The sequence below is a fragment of the Arthrobacter sp. StoSoilB20 genome, assembly GCF_019977295.1.
Taxonomy (GTDB): domain Bacteria; phylum Actinomycetota; class Actinomycetes; order Actinomycetales; family Micrococcaceae; genus Arthrobacter; species Arthrobacter nicotinovorans_A.
Genome location: NZ_AP024651.1, coordinates 24,185 through 43,905, shown reverse-complemented (window position 1 = coordinate 43,905; position 19,721 = coordinate 24,185). Strand labels below are relative to the sequence as shown.

17 protein-coding genes and 1 tRNA gene are annotated in these 19,721 nt (G+C 63.0%); 11 read left to right on the top strand and 7 right to left on the bottom strand.

The genetic code is table 11. The features are described 5' to 3' along the window. Window positions 1-15: 15 nt before the first annotated feature. Both LDN85_RS00210 and LDN85_RS00205 read right to left on the bottom strand, forming a co-directional pair. Window positions 16-891: a universal stress protein gene (locus LDN85_RS00210; protein ID WP_223945507.1), complete on the bottom strand. Its 876-nt coding sequence runs from the start codon at window positions 889-891 to the stop codon at window positions 16-18. A 132-nt stretch (window positions 892-1,023) separates the two neighbouring features. After that, entirely contained in the window at window positions 1,024-2,403 is a 1,380-nt protein-coding gene (locus tag LDN85_RS00205; RefSeq protein WP_223945506.1) for an NAD(P)/FAD-dependent oxidoreductase, read from the bottom strand. A gap of 106 nt (window positions 2,404-2,509) precedes the next feature. Here LDN85_RS00205 and LDN85_RS00200 point away from each other — a divergent pair, with 106 nt between their 5' ends. Then, window positions 2,510-3,223 (top strand): TetR/AcrR family transcriptional regulator, encoded by a 714-nt coding sequence (locus tag LDN85_RS00200; RefSeq protein WP_223944283.1) that lies wholly within the window; start codon window positions 2,510-2,512, stop codon window positions 3,221-3,223. A gap of 10 nt (window positions 3,224-3,233) precedes the next feature. Here the strand turns inward: LDN85_RS00200 and LDN85_RS00195 are convergent, their stop codons facing one another. Both LDN85_RS00195 and LDN85_RS00190 read right to left on the bottom strand, forming a co-directional pair. Next, a complete protein-coding gene (locus LDN85_RS00195; protein WP_223944282.1) occupies window positions 3,234-4,073 on the bottom strand; it encodes a hypothetical protein in 840 nt (279 codons plus the stop codon). Then, on the bottom strand, window positions 4,070-4,633 hold the full coding sequence (locus LDN85_RS00190; RefSeq protein ID WP_223944281.1) for a sigma-70 family RNA polymerase sigma factor: 564 nt from the start codon (window positions 4,631-4,633) through the stop codon (window positions 4,070-4,072). Before LDN85_RS00190 ends, LDN85_RS00195 begins: the two co-directional genes overlap by 4 nt. Window positions 4,634-4,785: 152 nt before the next feature. Between LDN85_RS00190 and LDN85_RS00185 the strand changes: the two genes are divergently transcribed. The 3 genes from LDN85_RS00185 to LDN85_RS00175 all read left to right on the top strand — a co-directional run bounded on the left by LDN85_RS00185 (window position 4,786) and on the right by LDN85_RS00175 (window position 7,659). Beyond that, window positions 4,786-5,703 (top strand): alpha/beta hydrolase, encoded by a 918-nt coding sequence (locus LDN85_RS00185; protein WP_223944280.1) that lies wholly within the window; start codon window positions 4,786-4,788, stop codon window positions 5,701-5,703. A gap of 119 nt (window positions 5,704-5,822) precedes the next feature. Continuing rightward, window positions 5,823-6,950 carry a mandelate racemase/muconate lactonizing enzyme family protein gene (locus tag LDN85_RS00180; protein ID WP_223944279.1) on the top strand — a complete coding sequence of 376 codons (1,128 nt, stop codon included), beginning with the start codon at window positions 5,823-5,825 and terminating at the stop codon, window positions 6,948-6,950. A gap of 10 nt (window positions 6,951-6,960) precedes the next feature. Then, complete coding sequence (locus LDN85_RS00175) at window positions 6,961-7,659, top strand: FadR/GntR family transcriptional regulator (RefSeq protein WP_026540984.1); 699 nt, start codon at window positions 6,961-6,963, stop codon at window positions 7,657-7,659. A gap of 130 nt (window positions 7,660-7,789) precedes the next feature. Here LDN85_RS00175 and LDN85_RS00170 read toward each other — a convergent pair. Beyond that, window positions 7,790-7,872: transfer RNA gene (locus LDN85_RS00170), tRNA-Leu, on the bottom strand. A 385-nt stretch (window positions 7,873-8,257) separates the two neighbouring features. Here LDN85_RS00170 and LDN85_RS00165 point away from each other — a divergent pair. The 7 genes from LDN85_RS00165 to pknB are packed head-to-tail and all read left to right on the top strand — an operon-like array spanning window position 8,258 to window position 17,842. Next, the gene (locus LDN85_RS00165) at window positions 8,258-9,007 is read left to right on the top strand and encodes a DUF3662 and FHA domain-containing protein (protein WP_223944278.1); all 750 of its coding nucleotides are present in this window, start codon (window positions 8,258-8,260) and stop codon (window positions 9,005-9,007) included. Next, a complete protein-coding gene (locus LDN85_RS00160) occupies window positions 9,004-9,492 on the top strand; it encodes an FHA domain-containing protein (RefSeq protein WP_026540986.1) in 489 nt (162 codons plus the stop codon). The genes LDN85_RS00165 and LDN85_RS00160 overlap by 4 nt, the downstream gene beginning before the upstream one ends. Window positions 9,493-9,495: 3 nt before the next feature. Further along, on the top strand, window positions 9,496-11,187 hold the full coding sequence (locus tag LDN85_RS00155; protein ID WP_223944277.1) for a PP2C family serine/threonine-protein phosphatase: 1,692 nt from the start codon (window positions 9,496-9,498) through the stop codon (window positions 11,185-11,187). Next, entirely contained in the window at window positions 11,184-12,611 is a 1,428-nt protein-coding gene (locus LDN85_RS00150) for an FtsW/RodA/SpoVE family cell cycle protein (protein WP_026540988.1), read from the top strand. Before LDN85_RS00155 ends, LDN85_RS00150 begins: the two co-directional genes overlap by 4 nt. Next, window positions 12,608-14,065 (top strand): penicillin-binding transpeptidase domain-containing protein, encoded by a 1,458-nt coding sequence (locus tag LDN85_RS00145; protein WP_026540989.1) that lies wholly within the window; start codon window positions 12,608-12,610, stop codon window positions 14,063-14,065. The genes LDN85_RS00150 and LDN85_RS00145 overlap by 4 nt, the downstream gene beginning before the upstream one ends. Then, window positions 14,062-15,909, top strand: coding sequence for a protein kinase (locus LDN85_RS00140; RefSeq protein ID WP_026540990.1), 1,848 nt, complete (start codon window positions 14,062-14,064; stop codon window positions 15,907-15,909). The genes LDN85_RS00145 and LDN85_RS00140 overlap by 4 nt, the downstream gene beginning before the upstream one ends. Before the next feature lie 10 nt (window positions 15,910-15,919). After that, window positions 15,920-17,842: a Stk1 family PASTA domain-containing Ser/Thr kinase gene (gene pknB, locus LDN85_RS00135; protein ID WP_026540991.1), complete on the top strand. Its 1,923-nt coding sequence runs from the start codon at window positions 15,920-15,922 to the stop codon at window positions 17,840-17,842. Between the two features lie 188 nt (window positions 17,843-18,030). On the opposite strand, the gene LDN85_RS00130 is transcribed toward pknB, so the two are convergent. Then, window positions 18,031-18,669: an aminodeoxychorismate/anthranilate synthase component II gene (locus LDN85_RS00130; RefSeq protein ID WP_026540992.1), complete on the bottom strand. Its 639-nt coding sequence runs from the start codon at window positions 18,667-18,669 to the stop codon at window positions 18,031-18,033. 170 nt (window positions 18,670-18,839) lie between these two features. Continuing rightward, window positions 18,840-19,667 carry a class E sortase gene (locus LDN85_RS00125; protein WP_026540994.1) on the bottom strand — a complete coding sequence of 276 codons (828 nt, stop codon included), beginning with the start codon at window positions 19,665-19,667 and terminating at the stop codon, window positions 18,840-18,842. Window positions 19,668-19,721 lie beyond the last annotated feature (54 nt).

Here is a 19,721-nt window from a genome sequence, read left to right as displayed (position 1 = left end):
CCTCTCAGGCGATTGCTAGGCGCTTTGGCGCGTGTAGTCGCGGGGAACCACGATCATGGGGACGGGGAGGGCACGCAGGATCCGGTTTGCGGTAGTGCCGAGGAACGTGGCGCGCTGTTGGGCCAGGCGGCTGGAACCGATGAGCAGGATTTCGCCGTCCTCCCAGTCGAGCCGGTCCACGGCTTCTTCGATGGTGCGGCCTTGGGCAACGACGATTTCCGGTTCGGGTGCATCAGCAGAGCGGCCGGCGTCAGCGGAACCCACGACGGCGGCAAGTCGGGCGGTGGCATGCTCCCGGGCGGCGTCGGCCAACTCAGGCGAGTCACCGCCGTCGAGCGCCAACAGGGAGACGAGCCGCAGCGGAAGGCCGCGATCGCGGGCGGACTCGACGGCAACATCCAGGAGCTCGTCTGCGCCCGGACGCGTGCCGAATCCGCAACTCATGCGGGTGATGGGATCGGTCCGGTGGTAACCCTGGGGCGCCAGCACGACGGGAACCGGCGATGAGTGAAGCAGCGAGCTTGCAACGGAGCCGATGGTGAAGCGCTTGAACAAGCCGCTGTTGGTGGCACCGATGACCAGAGCCGCTGCATCCGTTTCCACAGCGGCATCGATCAGGGTTTGGGCCTCGGAGTCACCGCGGCGGATGTGCCCGCGGGCGGTGACATCGGCCGGAACCAGGGCGAGGCCTTCGTCCAACCAACGCTGCGCCTGCTCGGTCAGGATGTCGTTGTAGCCGGTCTCCGGTGGGTAGACGGCGTTGTATGGGGAATCCTCCGGCACCACCAGGACAAGGTCCAGGCTCACATCGTGATTCCGGGCCAGCGCAACGGCGAGGTGAACGGCGTCGTGCCCCCTCGCGTTGGCGGTGTAACCCACTACGTAGCGCATGGTGGTCCTTTCCTGGGTGGTGCTCAACTGGATGGTTCTTCCATAAGCGGCGCTGCTTAAGCGGCGCTGCTTAAAAAGTGGCGCCGGCAGGCCGGGCATTGTGCTCCCGGCCTGCCGGTTTGATGCTTGGTCCTAGGCGACCGGGACTGCGCTCAGCTTGTTGGCTTCGACAATGCGGGCGGCAGTTGCCTGGCCCATTCGGACCGCGCCGTCCACGTGCTGGTAGCCCTCGGCTGCGAGGTCGGACGAGGACCAGTAGATCGGTCCGACATTCGCGTGCTGGTCCTTGCCGTAGCGGTGCAGGCCGCCGAGGTCGTAGCTGGATGCGTAGGCACCGCGGGTCCATTCTTCGGAGCCCCAGTCGGACTCGTAGTAGACCTCGGGGTTGAGGGCCTTGTCGCCGAGGAAGCCGGCGATCGACTCAAGGATGGCCTTCTTGCGGTCTTCGGCGCTGAGCTCGAACACGGCGTCGGCCTTTTCGTCGGAAACGAAGCCCACCAAGGTGCCGCGGGTGTCGCCGTGGTTGGTGTTGTCGTAGACCTCCTGGACCAGTGCGCCGGCGCTGAAGCCGGTGCCGGAGAGTCCTTCTTCACGCCAGAACGGAGTGTTGTACACAGCATGGACCTTGATGACCAAACCCAGGGACTGGTGCTGGTGCATCTGGTGCTGGCGGCGCGGCAGCGGCGGGTCGAAGGAGACGCGGGAGTACAGGTTGGGCGGCACGGCCATGATGACGAAGCGGGCGTTGACGGTTGCCTGCTCGGACACGACGGTCACGTTGTTGTTGTGGTCCCACTTGATGGTGCGGACAGGGCTGTTGAGGATGACGTCGTCGCCCAGCTCTGCTGCCTGCAGTAGGGAAACCTGCTGCATGCCGCCGATGACCCGCTTGTCCAGGATGAAGTCCTCATCCGTCAGGTGGCTGAAGGATCCGGCCGAGGCAGCCATGAGGACTGCCTGCAGAGCGGAGAAGGCGTGGGCCGGCTTGGTGAGCATGCCACCGGCGATGAAGAGGCCGATGTTGTTGCAGGCTTCCTCGTCGCTGGAGTTTTGCCGCAGCCAGTGGTGGAAGGAGATGGTGTCCAGCTCGCGTGCCTTGGGGTGGGCCCAGGGTTCGGTGGGGCCGATCTCGGCTGCGAGGCCGTCCAGGATGGCCACGAGCTTGTCCATCTCGGCTTTGGTGGTTTCATTCACCGGGAAGGTGTCACCGGTGTACTGGGTGCGCTTGCCGTCTGCGCCGATGTAGACGGACTCGCCGTCGCGGTAGCGCGAGTACATTTTCAGTCCGAGCTCGTCCAGCAAGTCCATGAGGGCTGTCTGGTCCGGGGAGACCCACTGGCCGCCGATTTCCAGCATGGCGCCATCAATGGTGTCGGTCCAGGTGCGGCCGCCTACCCGGTCGCGTGCTTCGAGCACTGCAACGCTGAGCCCGGCCTTCTTCAATTCGCGTGCGGCCGTCAACCCTGACGGTCCGGCGCCGACGATCACAACGTCGCGATCAAGATTCTGCATGTTGTCCTCTCCGTGGCCGTCCGTGGTGGCTGACCAATAAATGAATGGCATTCATTTACATCCATAGTAGCGCCGGAGTCAGCCGCTGTGAAGACCCAATGAAATAATGCTGGGGATACAGGCAGCAGAAAGGCTCCCGATGCCCGCACCCACCCCCGCTACTTCCAGCCCTGCCGGTGCTGTGCGCCGACGCGCCGGACGACCCACTGCGGCCATCCTGGACCAGGACGGGATTACGACGGCGGCGCTCCAGTTGATCAGCAACAAGGGCTACAACGGACTCACCATGGCGGCCCTTGCGCGCTCCTTGGGCGTTGCACCCTCCGCCCTCTACAACCATGTGGCCTCCAAGGACGACGTACTGCTTCTGGTGGAAGACCACTTGGCCGCGATGGTTGACGTCTCCGCTTTCGGGGTGGAGCCCTGGGATGAAGCTGTACGCCGCTGGGCCTGGTCCTACCGCGACGTTTTCTCGGAGCATACGCCGCTGATCCCCGTCATTGCGGTACTTCCGGTGGCCGATGCACCCAAGACCCTGGCCATGTACGAGGCCGTGACGGCCGGATTCCGCGATGCCGGATTCCCGGAAGAGAAGATCATCTCGGCGATCGTCGCCCTGGAAGCTTTCGTGTTCGGCGCCGCTTACGATGTCAACGCGCCGGAGGACATATTCGACGCCGGCAGCCTCGCCGGGCAGGTCCCCAACCTCACGGCCGCAGTGGACCGGCTGGCTTTGGAACGGCATGAGCGTCCCACTGACGTGGCGTTTAGCTTGGGGCTTGAGGCACTGATTGCCGGATTCGGGGCTTTGCGAGGATAGCTTTCCGTGGTTACCGGGTTGAACCGCCGAGGCTGAGGTAGCGAATTTCGGTCGAGTTATCGGTATACGTCACCTCCACGGGAACGCTTTGGCCGGAGGAGTTCGGCAGTTCCCCGCCCGGGAGCCAAAAAGCGAACTGGCCTTTGGACACCGTGGCCGTGATCTTTTCCCCGGCCCTGCTGGTGTAGGCCATTGCTGCAATATCGGGGCCAACCTGGCCCGAAGCCATGGAGAGGGGATTGTCTGCAATGACGCCGGTTCCCAGTTGCGTCGCCTTGATTTCGCGGAAAATGGGTTTGCGTCCATCGGCGGGCTTTCCCACTGAGCCGAAGGATCCCTTCTTAAACCATGCTGCGGTGGAGTCGGTGGTGCAGGTGGCTTCGAAACCATCAGGGCCGGTGAGGACAACCGTGGTCCAGGCCCCGCGCCTCTCGGCAATGGCAACTTCCGCCGCGTCAACATCGCCGGCGAACATGCCATCACCAACACCCTTACTCGATCGGACGCAATCGGAGACCGCACTCTCCCTCTCGGCACCGACCAATCCACCCGGAGCGGCGGTCCACGTTGCGAAGGCAGGGTCACCCCCCGAAAGTGCCGGCACCACCAGGAACCCGGCCGTCGCGGCAACAGCAACGGCACCCAAAGCGAAGGTTCGACGACGACGGCGGCTTGGGTGCGGCGTCGTGGTTATGTATCCAGCGACTCCGGGATTCATGCCCGTAGAGGTCGGATGGGACCTGAGGATACGTTCCAGATCGTTCTGCGAACGGCGCGGGTCGGGAGCTGCACTCTGCCCGGCTGCGTCCATGGAGCGCAGAAGTGTGTCGATGTTCCGGTTGTTTTTCATGGTGTCCTGGCCTCTTCGGAAAGTGTTGCGGGCAGTTCGTCCTGGGGGACATGGTCCAGAAGGAGCCGCAGGGCCCGCCTTGCGCGGGTAAGGCGGAGCCGAAACGCCACCGGAGAAATACCCACCACCTGGGCTGCCTGGGGTGCCGACAGGTTCTCGAAGACCGCAAGCCCCAGGGTCTCTTGATGGACCTCGGAAAGAAGCGCCCAGGCCCTGCCCAGATCAACGCGGCTGCTGACCAGGTCAGCATGGGAATCAGCGTGGGATATGTCTGTTGCCTCAGCCAAGCGAACACCAAGGGCTTGCCGCCGCTGCTCTCCGCGGCGGGAGTTCAGCATGAGATTCCGTGTGATGCCGAAGAGCCAGGCCCGGGCGTCATCCTGGTGCTTCGGAGCTTCCGGAAACCGCCGCCAGACTGTAAGGAATGCCTCCGCCACTACGTCCTCGGCGTTCGCCGCGTCCGTGCGGCGCTGCACAAAGCCCAGAAGGTCGGGGTAGGCGGATTGGTACAACGACCGAAAGGCCTCTTCCCGATCCGGGGCTCTCGAAAGATAGCTCATACCCTGTACCTGTCCGCCACGTAGCCAAGTGTGTTGCAAGGGCACGGAAAAACGAAAGTAATCGCCGCGTACCAATGACGTGGAACCGGAACCCTGCCCTCCACGTCCGTCTCGCCTCCACCGCCCGCTGGGCGTGATTCCGGAGGCGATGAATGATTCACTTGACTATGGCCATGGGAGAACTGCGCACCGCGAAAACCGATGACCTTGAGGTTGCCTACTACGACAACGGCCCGGCGGACGGAGCAGTCGCGGTACTCCTGCACGGCTTCCCCTACGACGCCCTCAGCTTCGAGGTCGTTGCCTCCATGTTGGCGGACCGCGGGATCCGTTCCATAACCCCGTACCTGCGGGGCTACGGCCAGACCCGGTTCCTTAAGTCCTCGACTCCTCGCTCCGGACAACAAGCCGCCGTCGGACAAGATCTGCTCGACCTCATCGATGCCCTTGAATTGCAGCGTCCAGTGGTGGCCGGGTATGACTGGGGCGGCCGCGCTGCCTGCATTGCCGCAGCCGTCCGCCCTCTGGACATAGCGGGCCTGGTGACTGTCGGGGGCTACGCCATCCAGGACATTGCTTCGTCGATCAAGCCCGCGGAACCACTGGACGAGTATCGGGACTGGTATCAGTGGTACTTCAACACCGATCGCGGACGCGCCGGCCTCCAAGCCAACCGCGACGAATTGTGCCGCCTGCTTTGGCAATTGTGGTCGCCGGAGTGGGCCGACGCCGACGAGGCATTCAACTCCTGCAAGCCCAGCCTGCACAACCCCGATTTCGTTGATGTCGCCGTGCATTCCTACCGTCACCGCCATCGCGCCGCGGTTGGCGATGATCGATTCAACGAGATCGAAGCATTTCTTGCGAAGTCACCGCCTATCCCGGTACCAACCATTTCGTTCGACGCCCTGGCTGACGGGTTCGGGCCGGACGACTCCGCGCGGGACAGGCAGCATTTCGCCGGTCCTTTCGAAGTCCGCAGGCTACCCGGAATAGGTCACAACGTGCCTCAAGAGGCGCCCGGAGCGTTCAGCAACGCTGTCGCCGACCTTCTGTTCGCTGCTATCTGACCTGAAGGGGTTGCCCATCAGCGACAGGACTCCAGCCGGACTGGGGCAGCTCTTGTAATACAAGTCTACAACTTGTAGCCTAAGTGGCAGGCAAGGACGCCGCACCCACTAGGAGAACCATGAGCACCGTAGACCTCATTCGCCACGTCAAGCTATCCACGGCACGTTTGCCCCTCACCGTGCCCATCAGCGATGCCAAGGTCTTCACCGGCCGGCAGAAACCCATGACCGAAGTGGTGTTCCTGTTTGCCGAGATCACCACGGAACAAGGGCACAGCGGCATCGGCTTCAGCTACTCCAAGCGTGCAGGCGGCCCCGCCCAGTACGCCCACGCCAAGGAAGTCGGCGAAGGCATCATCGGCGAGGACCCCAACGACATCGGCAAGATCTACACCAAGCTCCTCTGGGCCGGCGCCTCGGTGGGCCGCTCGGGAGTGGCAACGCAGGCGTTGGCCGCAATCGACATCGCGCTCTACGACCTCAAGGCCAAGCGTGCCGGGCTCCCCCTGGCTAAACTGCTGGGTTCCTACCGCGACTCCGTGCAGACCTACAACACCTCCGGCGGCTTCCTCAACGCAACGCTGGACGAGGTCAAGGAGCGCGCCACACGGTCCATCGACGAGGGCATCGGCGGCATCAAGATCAAGGTTGGCCTGCCGGATTCCAAGGAGGACCTGCGGCGCGTGGCCGGAGTCCGCGAGCACATCGGCTGGGACGTCCCGCTCATGGTGGACGCCAACCAGCAGTGGGACCGTGCCACGGCGCTGCGCATGGGCCGCCAGTTGGAGGAGTTCAACCTCATCTGGATCGAAGAGCCGCTGGATGCGTACGACTTTGAAGGCCACGCCCACCTGGCCCAGGTGCTGGACACCCCGATCGCCACCGGTGAAATGCTCGCGTCCGTGGCAGAACACAAGGGACTCATCAACGCCAACAGCTGCGACATCATCCAGCCCGATGCCCCACGCGTCGGCGGCATCACCCAGTTCCTGCGCCTCGCAGCATTGGCGGACGAGCGGGGCCTCGGCCTGGCACCGCACTTCGCCATGGAAATCCACCTCCACTTGGCCGCCGCCTACCCCCGCGAGCCGTGGGTGGAGCATTTCGACTGGCTTGACCCCTTGTTCGAGGAGCGCCTGGAGACCAAGAACGGCCGCATGATCGTCCCGGATCGCCCCGGTTTGGGCGTCACGCTCAGCGGGCAGGCCCGCGCGTGGACCACGGAATCGGTGGAGTTCGGCGCGTAATCTTGAACCCATGAGCCGAAACCTGACCGCGGATCTCGCCGCCGACCTTCGCAACCGCATCGTCGACGGCGCCATCCAGCCAGGTGAGAAGCTCCCCAGCGAAAACACCCTTATTACCGAGTTCGGGGTGAGCCGGACCGTGGTCCGGAGCGCCCTGACCCGCTTGCAGGCCGAAGGCCTTGTTGAAACCGAACGCGGGCGCGGCAGCTTCGCACTGACCCCGCCCGCGGACGGTCCGGCAACAGCACCAGGAAGCCGGCCCGTTTCCAGCATGGAAGACCGGCTGCAGATGCTCGATTTCCGTATCGGCGTCGAAACTGAAGCCGCAGCATTGGCGGCCAAAAACCACAGCGAACACCAGCTCAAGGCCGTGCATGGCGCGCTGGAACAGTTCACCGCGAGCTCAGGCCACCCGGCCCATTCCATGAAAGCGGACTTCGAGTTCCACAGGGCCGTTGCTGCCGCAACGGGCAATCCCTTTTATACGGACTGCATCTCCGCCTTGGGCCAAACCATGATCACCATGCCACGCCCCCGCCTGGTGGCCAGCGAAGACCAGGACTCCCCCGAACGTTTCGCCCAAGTGGTCCACGAGCACTCCTCTATATACGCAGCAATTGCGGAGGGCGACCAAGTGGCTGCCGCGGCGGCCATGCGCCTGCACCTGAGCAACTCACGACGCCGGTTCACCGGTTCTGCGCGCAGCTGACGGATTGGTGGGAGGCCTCAGCCAACCAAGTAACAGCAACTGCTCCAGTGGAGCGTTATCTGTCACCCAGTTGGGACAGCAGAGAAAACAAAAGAGCCCCGATCCTAAGACCGGGGCTCTTTCAATTGCGTGCGCGAGGGGGGATTTGAACCCCCACACCCTTTCGGATACTGGCACCTGAAGCCAGCGCGTCTGCCGTTCCGCCACTCGCGCGCAACTTCTTTTTCCGGACTTCAGCGGGTTTCCCAGCTTCGTTTCCTTCAAAAGCAGCGAGATCAAGCATAACGGACATTCCGGGCAAAACACCAATCGGGAGGATGGGACCCCCTCCTGCATGCGTCGGAGGCCCCAAAAGACCCCCTATCAACAGGTGAACCCAACGGAAATTTCATGGCCCGACTCCCGCACCAACAAGGGCCGGAACCGAACTTTTCCGGGTCGCAAGGCGTTGTGGATTAAGGCCATTCCCAGTCAGTCCCAGTAGTATCGGGAAGTGGAAGGGCCGTCAGGCGCGTACTTCGCTGTGTGCACAGGCGGACCAAACGCACGGACTATCGGACCAGGCACAGCGGTGCCGCGGCAAGGAAAGGAGAAGGACATGGGTTTGCTGGACAAAGTCGAGCGCGGCATTGAAAAAGCCGTTCGCAACGTCTTCTCCACAGGGTCGCGGGCACGTGTTGAGCCGGTGGAGATTGCGAGCAAGCTAAGGCGCGAGTTGGACAATAAGTCCCTCACCATCGCTGCCGGGCGAACGCTCGCTCCCAATGTTTTTGATGTCCTGCTCAGCGACGAGGATTTCGCCAGGGCCCAGGAATGGGGAACGCCGTTGGCGGAGGAACTGTGCGACGTCGTCATTCAGCACGTCCGCAGCCAGGGCTACACCCTCCAGGGTCCTGTCCGGATTTCGTTCCGGCGCAATGACGAAGAACGCGCCGGTCACTTTGAAATCAACTCCCGGACAGAAAAATCCTCCGATGACGCTGCTCCCGCGGCCCCGGCTCCACGGGCCCACGTTCCGGCGGCCCCGGCACGGCAGCCCACCCGGCTCCAGCCTGTCCTGGACATCGGCGGCCAGCGCTATTCCCTCAACGCCCAGTCGGTGGTACTGGGCCGCTCCTCGGAGGCTGACATCCTGGTGGATGACACAGGCGTCTCCCGAAAGCACCTTGAGGTCCGGACGCAGAACGGCAGCACATGGGCCGTTGACCTTGGCTCCACCAATGGCAGTTACGTCAACGGGCACAAGGTAAACGGCAGCGTGGAACTTACAGACGGCTCAACCATCACGATGGGACGTACCAAGATTATTTTCCGCCTTCTCCCCCAAAACCCGGGTGGCAACGCGTGAACGACGTCAGCGAACTGACCATCACAGCGCTTCGCTTCGGATTCCTCCTGCTGCTGTGGGTGCTGATCTTCAGCATCGTGTCCACCATGCGCCGCGACTTCCAGATTGGCCGGAAAGCCGTCACCGGCGTTCCTACAGCCCGCGAAGTACGCAAACATCCGGAGTTGGCAGCCTCACCGCCGCCGGCGATCCAGCACGCACGCACCCTGGTGGTCACCGAGGGGCCGCTCAAGGGCACCACTGTTCCTTTGGCTGCCAGTCCCATCCTGCTTGGCCGCGCGCAGGAAGCCACACTGGTCCTGGAAGATGACTACGCTTCGGGAAGACATGCCCGCCTGTTTCCACAGGGCAGCCGCTGGTTCATTGAGGACCTCGGCTCCACCAACGGCACCTATCTGGCCGATCAACAGCTCACCCGCGCATTGCCGGTTGAACTTGGCGTCCCCGTGAGAATCGGCAAGACGGTCATTGAATTGAGGCCGTAGTCCATGGCCTCCCCCGAGACCCCCGAAGGCAAGGAAACGCCTGCGGAGCGCCCACTGATCATGCGCTACGCAGCCCGTTCCGACGTCGGACGGATCCGCTCCAAGAATGACGACTCCGCGTATGTGGGTCGTCATCTGGCGGTGGTTGCCGATGGCATGGGTGGTCACGCCGGCGGTGACGTTGCTTCGGCCTCAACGGTCCTGGACATGATCCACCTGGACCACGACGACTATCCCGACGGCGCCGAAACCGTCCTCGCGGACGAGATCCAGACCGCCAATTCCTTGCTCTCGGAACTGGTTCACCAGAACCCCAAGCTTTCCGGCATGGGAACTACCGTGACTGCCCTTCTGCTGGAAGACCGCAAGCTCCATTTTGCGCACATCGGCGACTCACGCGCTTACCGGCTGCGTAACAAGAAGTTCGAGCAAGTGAGCATCGACCACACGTTCGTGCAGCGCCTCATTGACGAGGGACGCCTTCGTCCGGAGGAAGCCGAAACGCATCCCCACAAGAACGTGCTGATGCGCGTCCTTGGCGACGTCGATGCCAGTCCCGAGCTGGATCTTGACGTCCTTGATGTTGAACCAGGAGAACGCTGGCTCCTTTGCTCCGACGGCCTCAACTACGTAGCCGGGCATGTTGTGGAGCGCATGGTCCGCGAGACCAAGGACCTCCGCGAATGCGCTGAGATCCTGGTTGACCTCACGCTGGAAGCCGGCGCCCCGGACAACGTCACGGTCGTGATGCTCGAGATTGTGGAAGAGACCGACGACGACGTCAACACGGCCGCCGTCGACGTCGTTCCTGCTGCGGCGCTTGCCGCGGTAGACGAACCCGAACCGCTCACTGGCTCCACGTCTTCCGAAGGTCCGTCCGCCACCAAATCCGCTGAAGATGCGATCTCCGACTCCAAGGCGAAAGCAGCCCGGGAGGCCGACGCCGGATCGTCATTCAGTGCCGGCGACCCCAGTGACTCAGACGAGGAAGCGGATGACGCATCCTCATCCGCGGACGAGTCCAAAGAACCTCCCACCACCACTGATCCACACCTGGGCGAGCACCTGTCGGCCGAGGTCCTACGCGAAGAATTGGCCAGCCGCCCCCATGAATTGGTCGGTGCCGCGGCAACGGCTGCGGAGACCGGCTCCATCCCCACGGTGGCGGGACGCACCGTTGCCCGAAGGGCTGCCACTGTACTGACCCACAAGGCCGAACAGGATCGCGTGGAAGAGGACGAGCCCGTCAGGCGCCGCGTCCGCTGGTTGATGCCGGCCGTCGCCGCGGTGCTTGTAGTAGGCGTAGTGGTTGGGCTCTGGCTGGGCTATGCCTGGACGCAAACCCGTTACTACGTGGGCGAATTCGATCAGCGCGTGGCAATTTTCAATGGAATTTCGCAACGACTCGGCCCCATTCAGCTTTCCCGGCTCGAGGCCGTAACCGACATCAGGGTGGATTCATTGCCGGAATACGGCCAGCAGAGCGTGCACCAGACGGTTCCCGCGGGTGACCTCGACGACGCGCAGGCCATTGTGGAGAACTTGAAGAACACGGGCAGCGCTTCGGCCAACTGCCCCGCCACGACGGCGACAGCCACGCCGTCGCCGTCGCCCACCGCCACTGTGCCGGTTCCGAGTACTGCGGCCGTCGCCACGCCTACGCCCACCTCGACTCCCTGTGAGGCGGCAAAATGATCCAGACTGATACTGCTCCCAAACCACGCCGGAATGTCGAGCTTGTCCTCATAGTCCTGGCCCTCGCCGTCGGCGTCGGTGCGAGTGCTTTGGTCAGCATCAACTCCGATGTCGGGCTGGACCGTGACTTCTGGTTCCAGTCGAGCTTGCTGGCTGTGGCGGCATTCGCCTTCCATATGGTTCTCCGGCTCCGCGCGAAGTATGCCGATCCGGTAATACTTCCTATCGTCGTGGCCCTCAACGGATTAGGGCTCGCCTTGATCCACCGCATGGACGGGCCCGGGGACGATACCGGCAACAACCAACTCCGTTGGACCCTGATCGCCATGGCTGTCTCCATCGCCGTGATCTGGTTCCTCAAGGACCACCGGATTCTGCGCCGTTTCACCTACATTTCGCTGGCAGCCAGTGCGTTCCTGCTGGTTCTTCCCCTGATCCCGGGCATTTCCGCCGGTGAAATCCTGGGTGCCCGCGTGTGGATCCGTGTTGGTCCCATGACCTTCCAGCCAGGCGAAATCGCCAAGATCACGCTGGCAATATTCTTCGCCGGGTATCTTTCCTCGAACCGGGACCTCATCCTCTTGGCCGGCCGCAAGATCGGCCCCATGCAGTTCCCGCGTTTCAAGGACCTCGGGCCCATGATCACCGCTTGGTTGGTCAGCATCGGCGTTCTGGTCTTCCAACGGGACCTCGGGTCGTCCATTCTCTTCTTCGGCCTGTTCATCGTGATGATCTACGTGGCCACCAGCCGTATTTCCTGGGTGGTCATCGGCCTGTTGCTGATCCTCGGCGGCGGCTTCATCGCCTCGCAGATCTTCTCCCACGTGGCCTTCCGCATCGACAGCTGGATCAATGCTTTCACCCCTGAGGTCTTCGGCAGGTCCCCGGGCGGCAGCGGCCAGATAGTCCAGGGCTTGTTCGGCATGGCCGATGGCGGCCTGGTAGGAACAGGGCTTGGCCAAGGCCGGCCCGATCTGGTTCCTTTCGCCAACAGCGACATGATCGTGGCCCTCATCGGCGAGGAGCTTGGCCTGATCGGTCTTTTCGCCGTCGTCATGCTGTATTTGCTGCTCTTTACCCGAGGCTTCCGCGCTGCCCTTGGCACCCGCGATGCTTTCGGAAAGTTGCTGGCATGCGGTTTGTCCTTCGCGATCGCCCTGCAGTGCTTCGTGGTGATCGGCGGCGTCACACGGCTCATTCCCTTGACCGGCCTGACCACGCCGTTCCTGGCAGCCGGTGGTTCCTCGCTCCTGGCCAACTGGATCATCGTGGGTTTGCTGCTCATGATCTCCAATACGGCCCGCGGGCCGGTGGACACCACACCCATGGTGGGCAAATCCCCGGCCAGCAGCAGCGCGCCCGCACGTAAACCGACCACAGGCCAGACACCCAGCGCACCAACAGAGGCGGTGAAGCAACAATGAACCAGGCTATTCGCAGCTCCTGGATGGCCGCCGTCGCCATGTTTGCGTTGATCTTCGGCGCCATCAGCTATGTCCAGGTCATTGGCGCGGACGATCTCAATGCCAACCCCTGGAACCAGCGCGCCATCCTCGCCTCATTCTGTAACGACCGCGGTGCGATCATCGTGGGGGGCAAGCCGGTTGCCGAGTCTGTTACCGGCACCGAGTCCTGCGCGTTCCAGCGCAAGTACAACGAGCCCGAACTCTACGCAGGCATCACGGGTTACTTCTCAAAGGGCTTCGGCTCGACGGGTCTTGAACAGTCCATGGGCGATACTTTGGCCGGAAACTCGGACCAACTCTTCCTGGACCGCATCAGCCAGATGTTCCTGGGCAACGAGCCCAAGGGCGCGTCGGTGGAACTGACCTTGGACCCCGAAATCCAAAAACTGGCTTTCGACCTCATCCCCGATGGTCAGCGCGGATCCATCGTGGTCACCAACCCCAGGACCGGTGCTGTCCTGGCGATGGTCTCCAAGCCGTCCTACGACCCCAACCTGATCGCAACCCATGACACCACCGCCGCAGCGGCGAGCTATGCAGAACTGAACCAGGTCCCGGGCATCAACCTGAACCAGAACGTCAGCGGCCCCACGGGCAACCTGCTTTCCCCGGGCTCGGTGTTCAAACTCATCGACACTGCTGCTGCGCTGAACTCGGGCAAATACAACAAGGACAGCGAGCTGCCGAACCCCAGCGCCCTGCCGTTGCCTGGTTCCAGTGCGAGCCTGCCCAACTATGCCGGCGGTAACTGCAATGTCCGGGAGACGGCGTCGTTCGCTTTTGCTTTGGAGCAGTCCTGCAACACACCGTTTGCCAGCATTGCGCTGGACCTCGGCCAGGATGCCATCCGGGAGCAAGCCCAAAAGTTCGGCTTTGGTGAGACCTTCGGCGATCAACTCAAGCTCCAGCAGGCCCCGAGCATTTTCCCTGAGGACCTCGACCAGGCCCAGCTCGCACAGTCTTCCGTGGGCCAGCGCGACGTCAAGGCCACTCCGCTGCAGATCAACATGATGACCGCGGCGATCGCCAATGGCGGAGTGCAAATGAAGCCCAACCTGATCAAGACGGTCCGCGCTCCGGACCTCCGCGTCATCAGCGAACTCAGGCCCGAGGCCCTCCGCACCAGCACTACGCAGCCCATCGCGGCACAGATCACCGAGTGGATGACCAGTGCCGTGGACAACGGCATTGCCAAGGGTGCTGCAGTGCCCGGCGTGAAGGTGGCCGGCAAGACCGGTACAGCCGAACTCGGTGATTCAGGTTTGAACAACTCATGGTTTACCGGGTTCGCCCCGGCAAACGATCCGCAGGTAGCAGTCACCATTGTCATGGAGAGTGTGGATGTGCTCAGCGGTGCCCAGCTAACCAGTCCGAACGCAAAGAAGATTTTTGAGGCGGTGTTGAATAAGTGAGGCCTACTTCGGGAATCACACTCGGCGGCAGGTTCCAACTGACCAGTCGCATTGCGATTGGCGGCATGGGCGAGGTCTGGAAGGCCAAGGACCAGATCCTTGGCCGGATCGTTGCCATCAAGGTGCTCAAAGAGGAATACACGGGCGACCCCGGCTTCCTCCAGCGGTTCCGTGCCGAGGCGCGTCACACCGCGCTGCTCAACCACGTGGGCATCGCCAACGTCTTCGATTACGGCGAAGAAGCCGGCTCGGCCTATTTGGTCATGGAGCTCGTTCCTGGACATCCCTTGAGTGGAATCCTTGAGCGCGAGCAGGTGCTGTCCCCGGACATGACCTTGTCCATCATTTCCCAGACTGCACGGGCCCTGGCAGTTGCCCACGCACAGGGCCTGGTCCACCGGGACATCAAGCCGGGCAACCTGCTGATCACCCCTGACAACCGGGTCAAGGTCACCGACTTCGGCATCGCACGCCTTGCAGACCAGGTTCCGCTGACACAGACCGGCCAGGTCATGGGCACCGCCCAGTACCTGGCTCCCGAGCAGGCAACCGGTCAGACCGCCACGGGTTCCTCGGATATCTACTCCTTGGGTGTCATTGGGTACGAGTGCCTCACCGGCCACCGTCCGTTCTCCGGCGAATCGCAGATCGCCATCGCTTTGGCACAAGTCAACGATGCTCCGCCGCCCCTGCCGGAAACCCTGCCCACTCCCGTGCGGGCCCTCCTGATGTCCATGCTGGCCAAGGACCCCAAGAACCGTCCCGCCAACGCCATCAAGCTGGCCGAAGCCGCCGACGCCATCCGCAACGGCGACATCGCCACGGCCCACGCCGCCGTACCCGGCATGCTGCTGTTCGAGTCCAATACCGGACCCATCACTGCGCCGGTGGACACCGCAACGGCCCCCACCGGCGTCGTTACCTCGCCTTATGGTAAGGAACAGTCCTCGACGGCGACCTCCGCACTTCCGGTGCTGGGCGCAGGTGCAGCCGGTGCTGCCCTGGGAGCAGCAGCTGCCTCTTCTGATCACCCGCTGTCACGCGCCAATGCACTCGAAGCAGAGCGCCAGCTGAACGACGAAGAGGAAGTCGCCTACACCGAAGAGGAAAACTTCGACGATCGCGATCCCGAACGCAAGAAGCGCAGCCCCTGGACCTGGCCCTTGGTTGCCTTGATCCTGCTGGTGCTGTTTGCGCTGGTTGGATTCCTGATTTCGCAGTCCGGATTCTTCTCACCCAGCCCCAGCCCGAGCCAGTCCACTTCTGCAAGCCAGAGCCGGACGGCGAGCCCTACATCCACCTCGGCTACGCCAACACCAACGCAGACGTCTGAGGCGCCGTCTCCGACGCCGACGCAGTCGACACCGCAGACCATTAATTTGATTTCCGCTGAGTACCTCGGCAAGCCCTTTGATACCGTCAGCGCCCAGCTCGCCGCCCTCGGCCTCCAGGTCAGGGGCGAGCAGGTCTTCGATGACGATGCTGCAGTCGGCATCGTGACCGACATTAATCCAACGGGTGCTGTTCAGCCCGGCGAAGTGATCACTGTGCAGTATTCAAAGGGTCCGCAGGCGCCCGCGACAGTCGCAGTTCCTGCCATCGGAGTGGGCGTCGACGAGGCACGGGTACGGGCTGCGATCGAAGGCGCCGGCCTGCGATGGGTAGCTGGAGATCCCGTCAACGGAGCCGTGGGCCAACAGCCGGGCACGTTCGTGAGGTCTTCACCTGCCGCCGGGGCCGAGGTTCCCGAGGGCTCCACTGTGACCTACTTCCTGTCCAAGGCTGCCGCACCCACCAGCCCCGGTTCCTCCAGCGCCAGCCCCAGCGGCAGCCCGAGTAAATAACTGATCCGCCATGTCTACCCCCCGCCAAGGTCCCGCGCATCGAGAGGAGAGCACACCTGTGTCTTCACAGCGCATCCTCAATGACCGCTACGAACTCGGTGACCTGATCGGTCGTGGCGGGATGGCGGACGTATACCGCGGAACGGATACATTGCTGGGGCGGACCATTGCGGTCAAGATCCTGCGTGCAGATCTTGCCCGTGACCCCCAGTTCCAGGCCCGCTTCAAACGCGAAGCCCAGGCTGTAGCGGCGTTGAACCACCCGTCAATCGTGGCCATCTTCGATACCGGCGAATACTCCGTGCCCGGAGGCCCCGGCGAGGACGTCCGTGTCCCGTTCATCGTCATGGAATACGTGGCCGGCCGCACCCTGCGGGACATGATCAAGGCGAACGAGCTGGGGGTTGAGAATTCCATCGGCTTCACCCTCGGTGTCCTTGCGGCCCTGGAGTACAGCCATCGCGCAGGCATAGTCCACCGCGACATCAAACCGGCCAACGTCATGGTCTGCGCAGATACGGGAGACGTCAAAGTCATGGACTTTGGCATCGCGCGTGCCATGGCGGATTCCGCTGCCACCATGACCCAGACACAGGCAGTTGTAGGCACGGCACAATACCTTTCGCCGGAGCAGGCCCGCGGCGAAACCGTGGACGCCCGCAGCGACCTCTACTCAGCTGGTTGCCTCCTCTACGAGCTGCTGACCAGCAGGCCGCCCTTTGTTGGAGACAGTCCCGTCTCCGTGGCCTACCAGCACGTCCGTGAAATCCCGGACATGCCCAGCGCCCACAACCCCGATGTCTCCGAAGCCCTCGATTCGGTCCTGGCCAAGGCTCTTCAGAAGAGCCGGACAGACCGCTTCCAGGACGCTTCGTCCTTCCGGCGCGCACTCCGCGCTGCAAGCAACGGCATTCCAGTTCCGGCTCTGCCGGCCAGTGAGGCGCCTACAGATCCGAACGACCTCGTGGATCAAGAGGACCCTGCTACCCAGCTCCTGAGCTCCACCGCTGTCGGTTTGCTGTCAGCGGATGAATTCAAGGACGCCGAGTACAGGGACGAGCCTGTTGACCAGCAGCCGGATGAGCCGCTTCCCTTGGGCCTCCCACCGGAGCGCGAGCGGTCAGCGGGACAGAACAAACGCCGTCGAACCTGGATCGCTACCCTGGTGATCTTCACGGTCATTGTCCTGGCAGGCGGCGGTTTCTGGCTTTACAACCTCATGAACACACAGCCACCGCCCCCGGCGAAAATCGCCGTGCCCGTGGTGGCCAATATGTCGGAATCCCAGGCAATTCAGGAACTGTACTCAGCAAAACTGGTTCCCAAGAGCGTGCGGGAGGCCAGCGATACGGTGGCCAAGGACATGACCATCGGCACTTCGCCTACGGCCGGTTCCATGTTGGATCAGGACAGCGAAGTTGTCCTGAAGATCTCCAGCGGACCCAGCTCCGTGACCATTCCGGCCGATATCGTGGGCCGTACGGAGCCGGACGCCCGTGACGCCCTGCGCAGGCTGGGCATCACCGGCGACATCGTGACTGTCCGGACGCACAGTGCCACTGTGCCCGTGGGACTGGTGATCAACACCGGGCCGGCCCCTGGCGGAGCCATCGCCATCAGCTCCAAGGTGGAGCTCCAGGTCTCCTCGGGCAAGGTACTCATGCCCCAGCTGATAGGCCTGCCCCTCGCTGAGGCGGAAGCCGCACTGAAGACAAATGGCCTGCCGATGGTGGTGGCGGAGCAGGAAAACTCCGAGGTGGCTGCAGGCACAGTGACCGCCCAGAGCGAAACGTTCAACACCGAGGTGGATCAGGGTAAGTCAGTCACCGTCACGGTAGCCAAGGCCCCCGCGCCCAGCCCCACACCCACTCCGACTCCAACGGAAACCGAGACGGACAAGCCGACCCCCAAACCGACGCCCACCAAGAAGTAACGGGAGGGCCGCCAGCCGCGACCGCCAACCTCCGCGTGCGTCAAAGCGAGGAACGAGCTGGCACGCCGAGGCGGCGGCTACGTCCGACCGAAGGCGGCGGGCCCGCGCCCGGAAGCGTGCGTCAAAGCGAGGAACGAGCTAGCACGCGGAGGGCGGCGGCCCGCTGCCTTCCGCCGCAGCCGCGCAAACTAGTGCTTGATCAGCGGGCTCAGCTTGGAGGCGCGTTCGGCCGCTCCGGTCATGCCCAATGACTCCAACCAGTTGCCGAGCATCTGGTAGCCGCCTTCTGTGAGGACCGATTCCGGGTGGAACTGGACTCCGCAGAGGGGTGCTGTCCGGTGCTGGAGACCCATGACTACGCCGTTGGTGGTTTCAGCGGTGATCTCCAGGACGTCCGGGATGGAATCGCGAACCGCGGCGAGGGAGTGGTAGCGCGTTGCCGTGACAGGCGAGGGGAGTCCGGCGAAAACGCTCTTGCCTTCGTGCTGCACGGGAGATGTCTTGCCATGCATGAGCTCAGGCGCATGGGTCACTACGCCGCCGTATGCTTCGGCCAGGGCCTGATGCCCCAAGCAAACGCCGAACATCGGCTTGCTGTTGTCACCACACCACTTGATGAGCTCTATGCAGACGCCGGCTTCCGCAGGGGTGCCTGGACCCGGCGAGACGAGTACGCCGTCGCGGGTTGCTGCGAGCTCGGTGGCCTCGGCGAGTGTCACGTCGTCGTTGCGGACCACGGTGGTCTCGGCTCCGAGCTCCTGGAGGTATCCCACCAAGGTGTAGACGAAGCTGTCGTAGTTATCCACTACAAGAATTTTTGTGCTCATGGCTGCTGCACTAAACCAATCGTTGAGTCAGTCAAACTGGTGAATTGGGAGAACCAGGGAAAAAGGAACTGGACCATCAGTACCAGGGCTGCTGCCACCAGTACCAAACAAGTCAGGATCCGTACCCAGACCGGTCCCGGTAAGTTGCGGAAAATCCATGCGTACATCCGCTACCCCTTTCCTTGTGCCTTGGCTACTTGGGCGGCAATTTCCGACGGCGGTCCTGCTGACGCGGGCTGCCACCCCTCCATCACGGAGTAGGCGATGATGCGTTCCTGCGACCCGAAGCGCGGGTTGCAGCTGGTCATGGTCAGGATTCTTTCTTCCGGCGCGACACCCGGCTGGGTGGGGACGGGCAGCAACACATCGGTCCGGTTGGGGAGGACGATTTGGTTGTTGCGGAAGACGTAGGTGTAGTACCCGTCAACGGTTTGAACGTAGATCTTGTCCCCGGGAACCAGCGTATGGATGCTGTCCAGGACGGCTCCATGCGTTTGCCGGTGGCCCGCCACCGCGAAATTGCCAATGGAGCCGGGCATGCTGGTGCTTCCGTAATGGCCAAGGCCCAGCGTGTCCAGAACATCAGCACCGGTTCCTTCGATGATGGGACGGGTGTAGTCGGCACCGAAGCGGGGGATGTACATAATCCCGATCGTTTGCCCATTGCCGGGGGCTGTACCTATTACGGGATCCCCAAAATCAGCCGGGTTAACCGATTCTGCCGGAGCCACCGGCCCGGTGAGCTGGTGGGAGAATTCCTGGATGGCTTGGGTCTGCTTGGCGTTCGCCTCGACATTGGTCCACCACAGTTGCCAGCCCACAAACAACAGCAGGACAACGCCGCCGGTGATGAGCAGTTCGCCCAGAATCCGGCTGAATATTCGAACGACGTCTGAAGCACGGAGGCGCTTGCGGGGAGCTTGTTCCTGCCCCCGACGCCCGGACGGCACGGCAGAGGCCGCCGTCGTCTGCTGATGCGCCACAGCGTCTCCTTGGATCGGGCGCGGGCGCGGCGGGCGGGCCCCCGGTTGCGGCTAGACTTGACAGCTAGA

Coding starts and splice junctions, on each gene's coding strand:
- LDN85_RS00210 (WP_223945507.1), bottom strand. CDS start 891: ATGCGCTACGTAGTGGGTTACACCGCCAACGCGAGGGGGCACGACGCC.
- LDN85_RS00205 (WP_223945506.1), bottom strand. CDS start 2,403: ATGCAGAATCTTGATCGCGACGTTGTGATCGTCGGCGCCGGACCGTCA.
- LDN85_RS00200 (WP_223944283.1), top strand. CDS start 2,510: ATGCTGGGGATACAGGCAGCAGAAAGGCTCCCGATGCCCGCACCCACC.
- LDN85_RS00195 (WP_223944282.1), bottom strand. CDS start 4,073: ATGAAAAACAACCGGAACATCGACACACTTCTGCGCTCCATGGACGCA.
- LDN85_RS00190 (WP_223944281.1), bottom strand. CDS start 4,633: ATGAGCTATCTTTCGAGAGCCCCGGATCGGGAAGAGGCCTTTCGGTCG.
- LDN85_RS00185 (WP_223944280.1), top strand. CDS start 4,786: ATGATTCACTTGACTATGGCCATGGGAGAACTGCGCACCGCGAAAACC.
- LDN85_RS00180 (WP_223944279.1), top strand. CDS start 5,823: ATGAGCACCGTAGACCTCATTCGCCACGTCAAGCTATCCACGGCACGT.
- LDN85_RS00175 (WP_026540984.1), top strand. CDS start 6,961: ATGAGCCGAAACCTGACCGCGGATCTCGCCGCCGACCTTCGCAACCGC.
- LDN85_RS00165 (WP_223944278.1), top strand. CDS start 8,258: ATGGGTTTGCTGGACAAAGTCGAGCGCGGCATTGAAAAAGCCGTTCGC.
- LDN85_RS00155 (WP_223944277.1), top strand. CDS start 9,496: ATGGCCTCCCCCGAGACCCCCGAAGGCAAGGAAACGCCTGCGGAGCGC.
- LDN85_RS00150 (WP_026540988.1), top strand. CDS start 11,184: ATGATCCAGACTGATACTGCTCCCAAACCACGCCGGAATGTCGAGCTT.
- LDN85_RS00145 (WP_026540989.1), top strand. CDS start 12,608: ATGAACCAGGCTATTCGCAGCTCCTGGATGGCCGCCGTCGCCATGTTT.
- pknB (WP_026540991.1), top strand. CDS start 15,920: ATGTCTACCCCCCGCCAAGGTCCCGCGCATCGAGAGGAGAGCACACCT.
- LDN85_RS00130 (WP_026540992.1), bottom strand. CDS start 18,669: ATGAGCACAAAAATTCTTGTAGTGGATAACTACGACAGCTTCGTCTAC.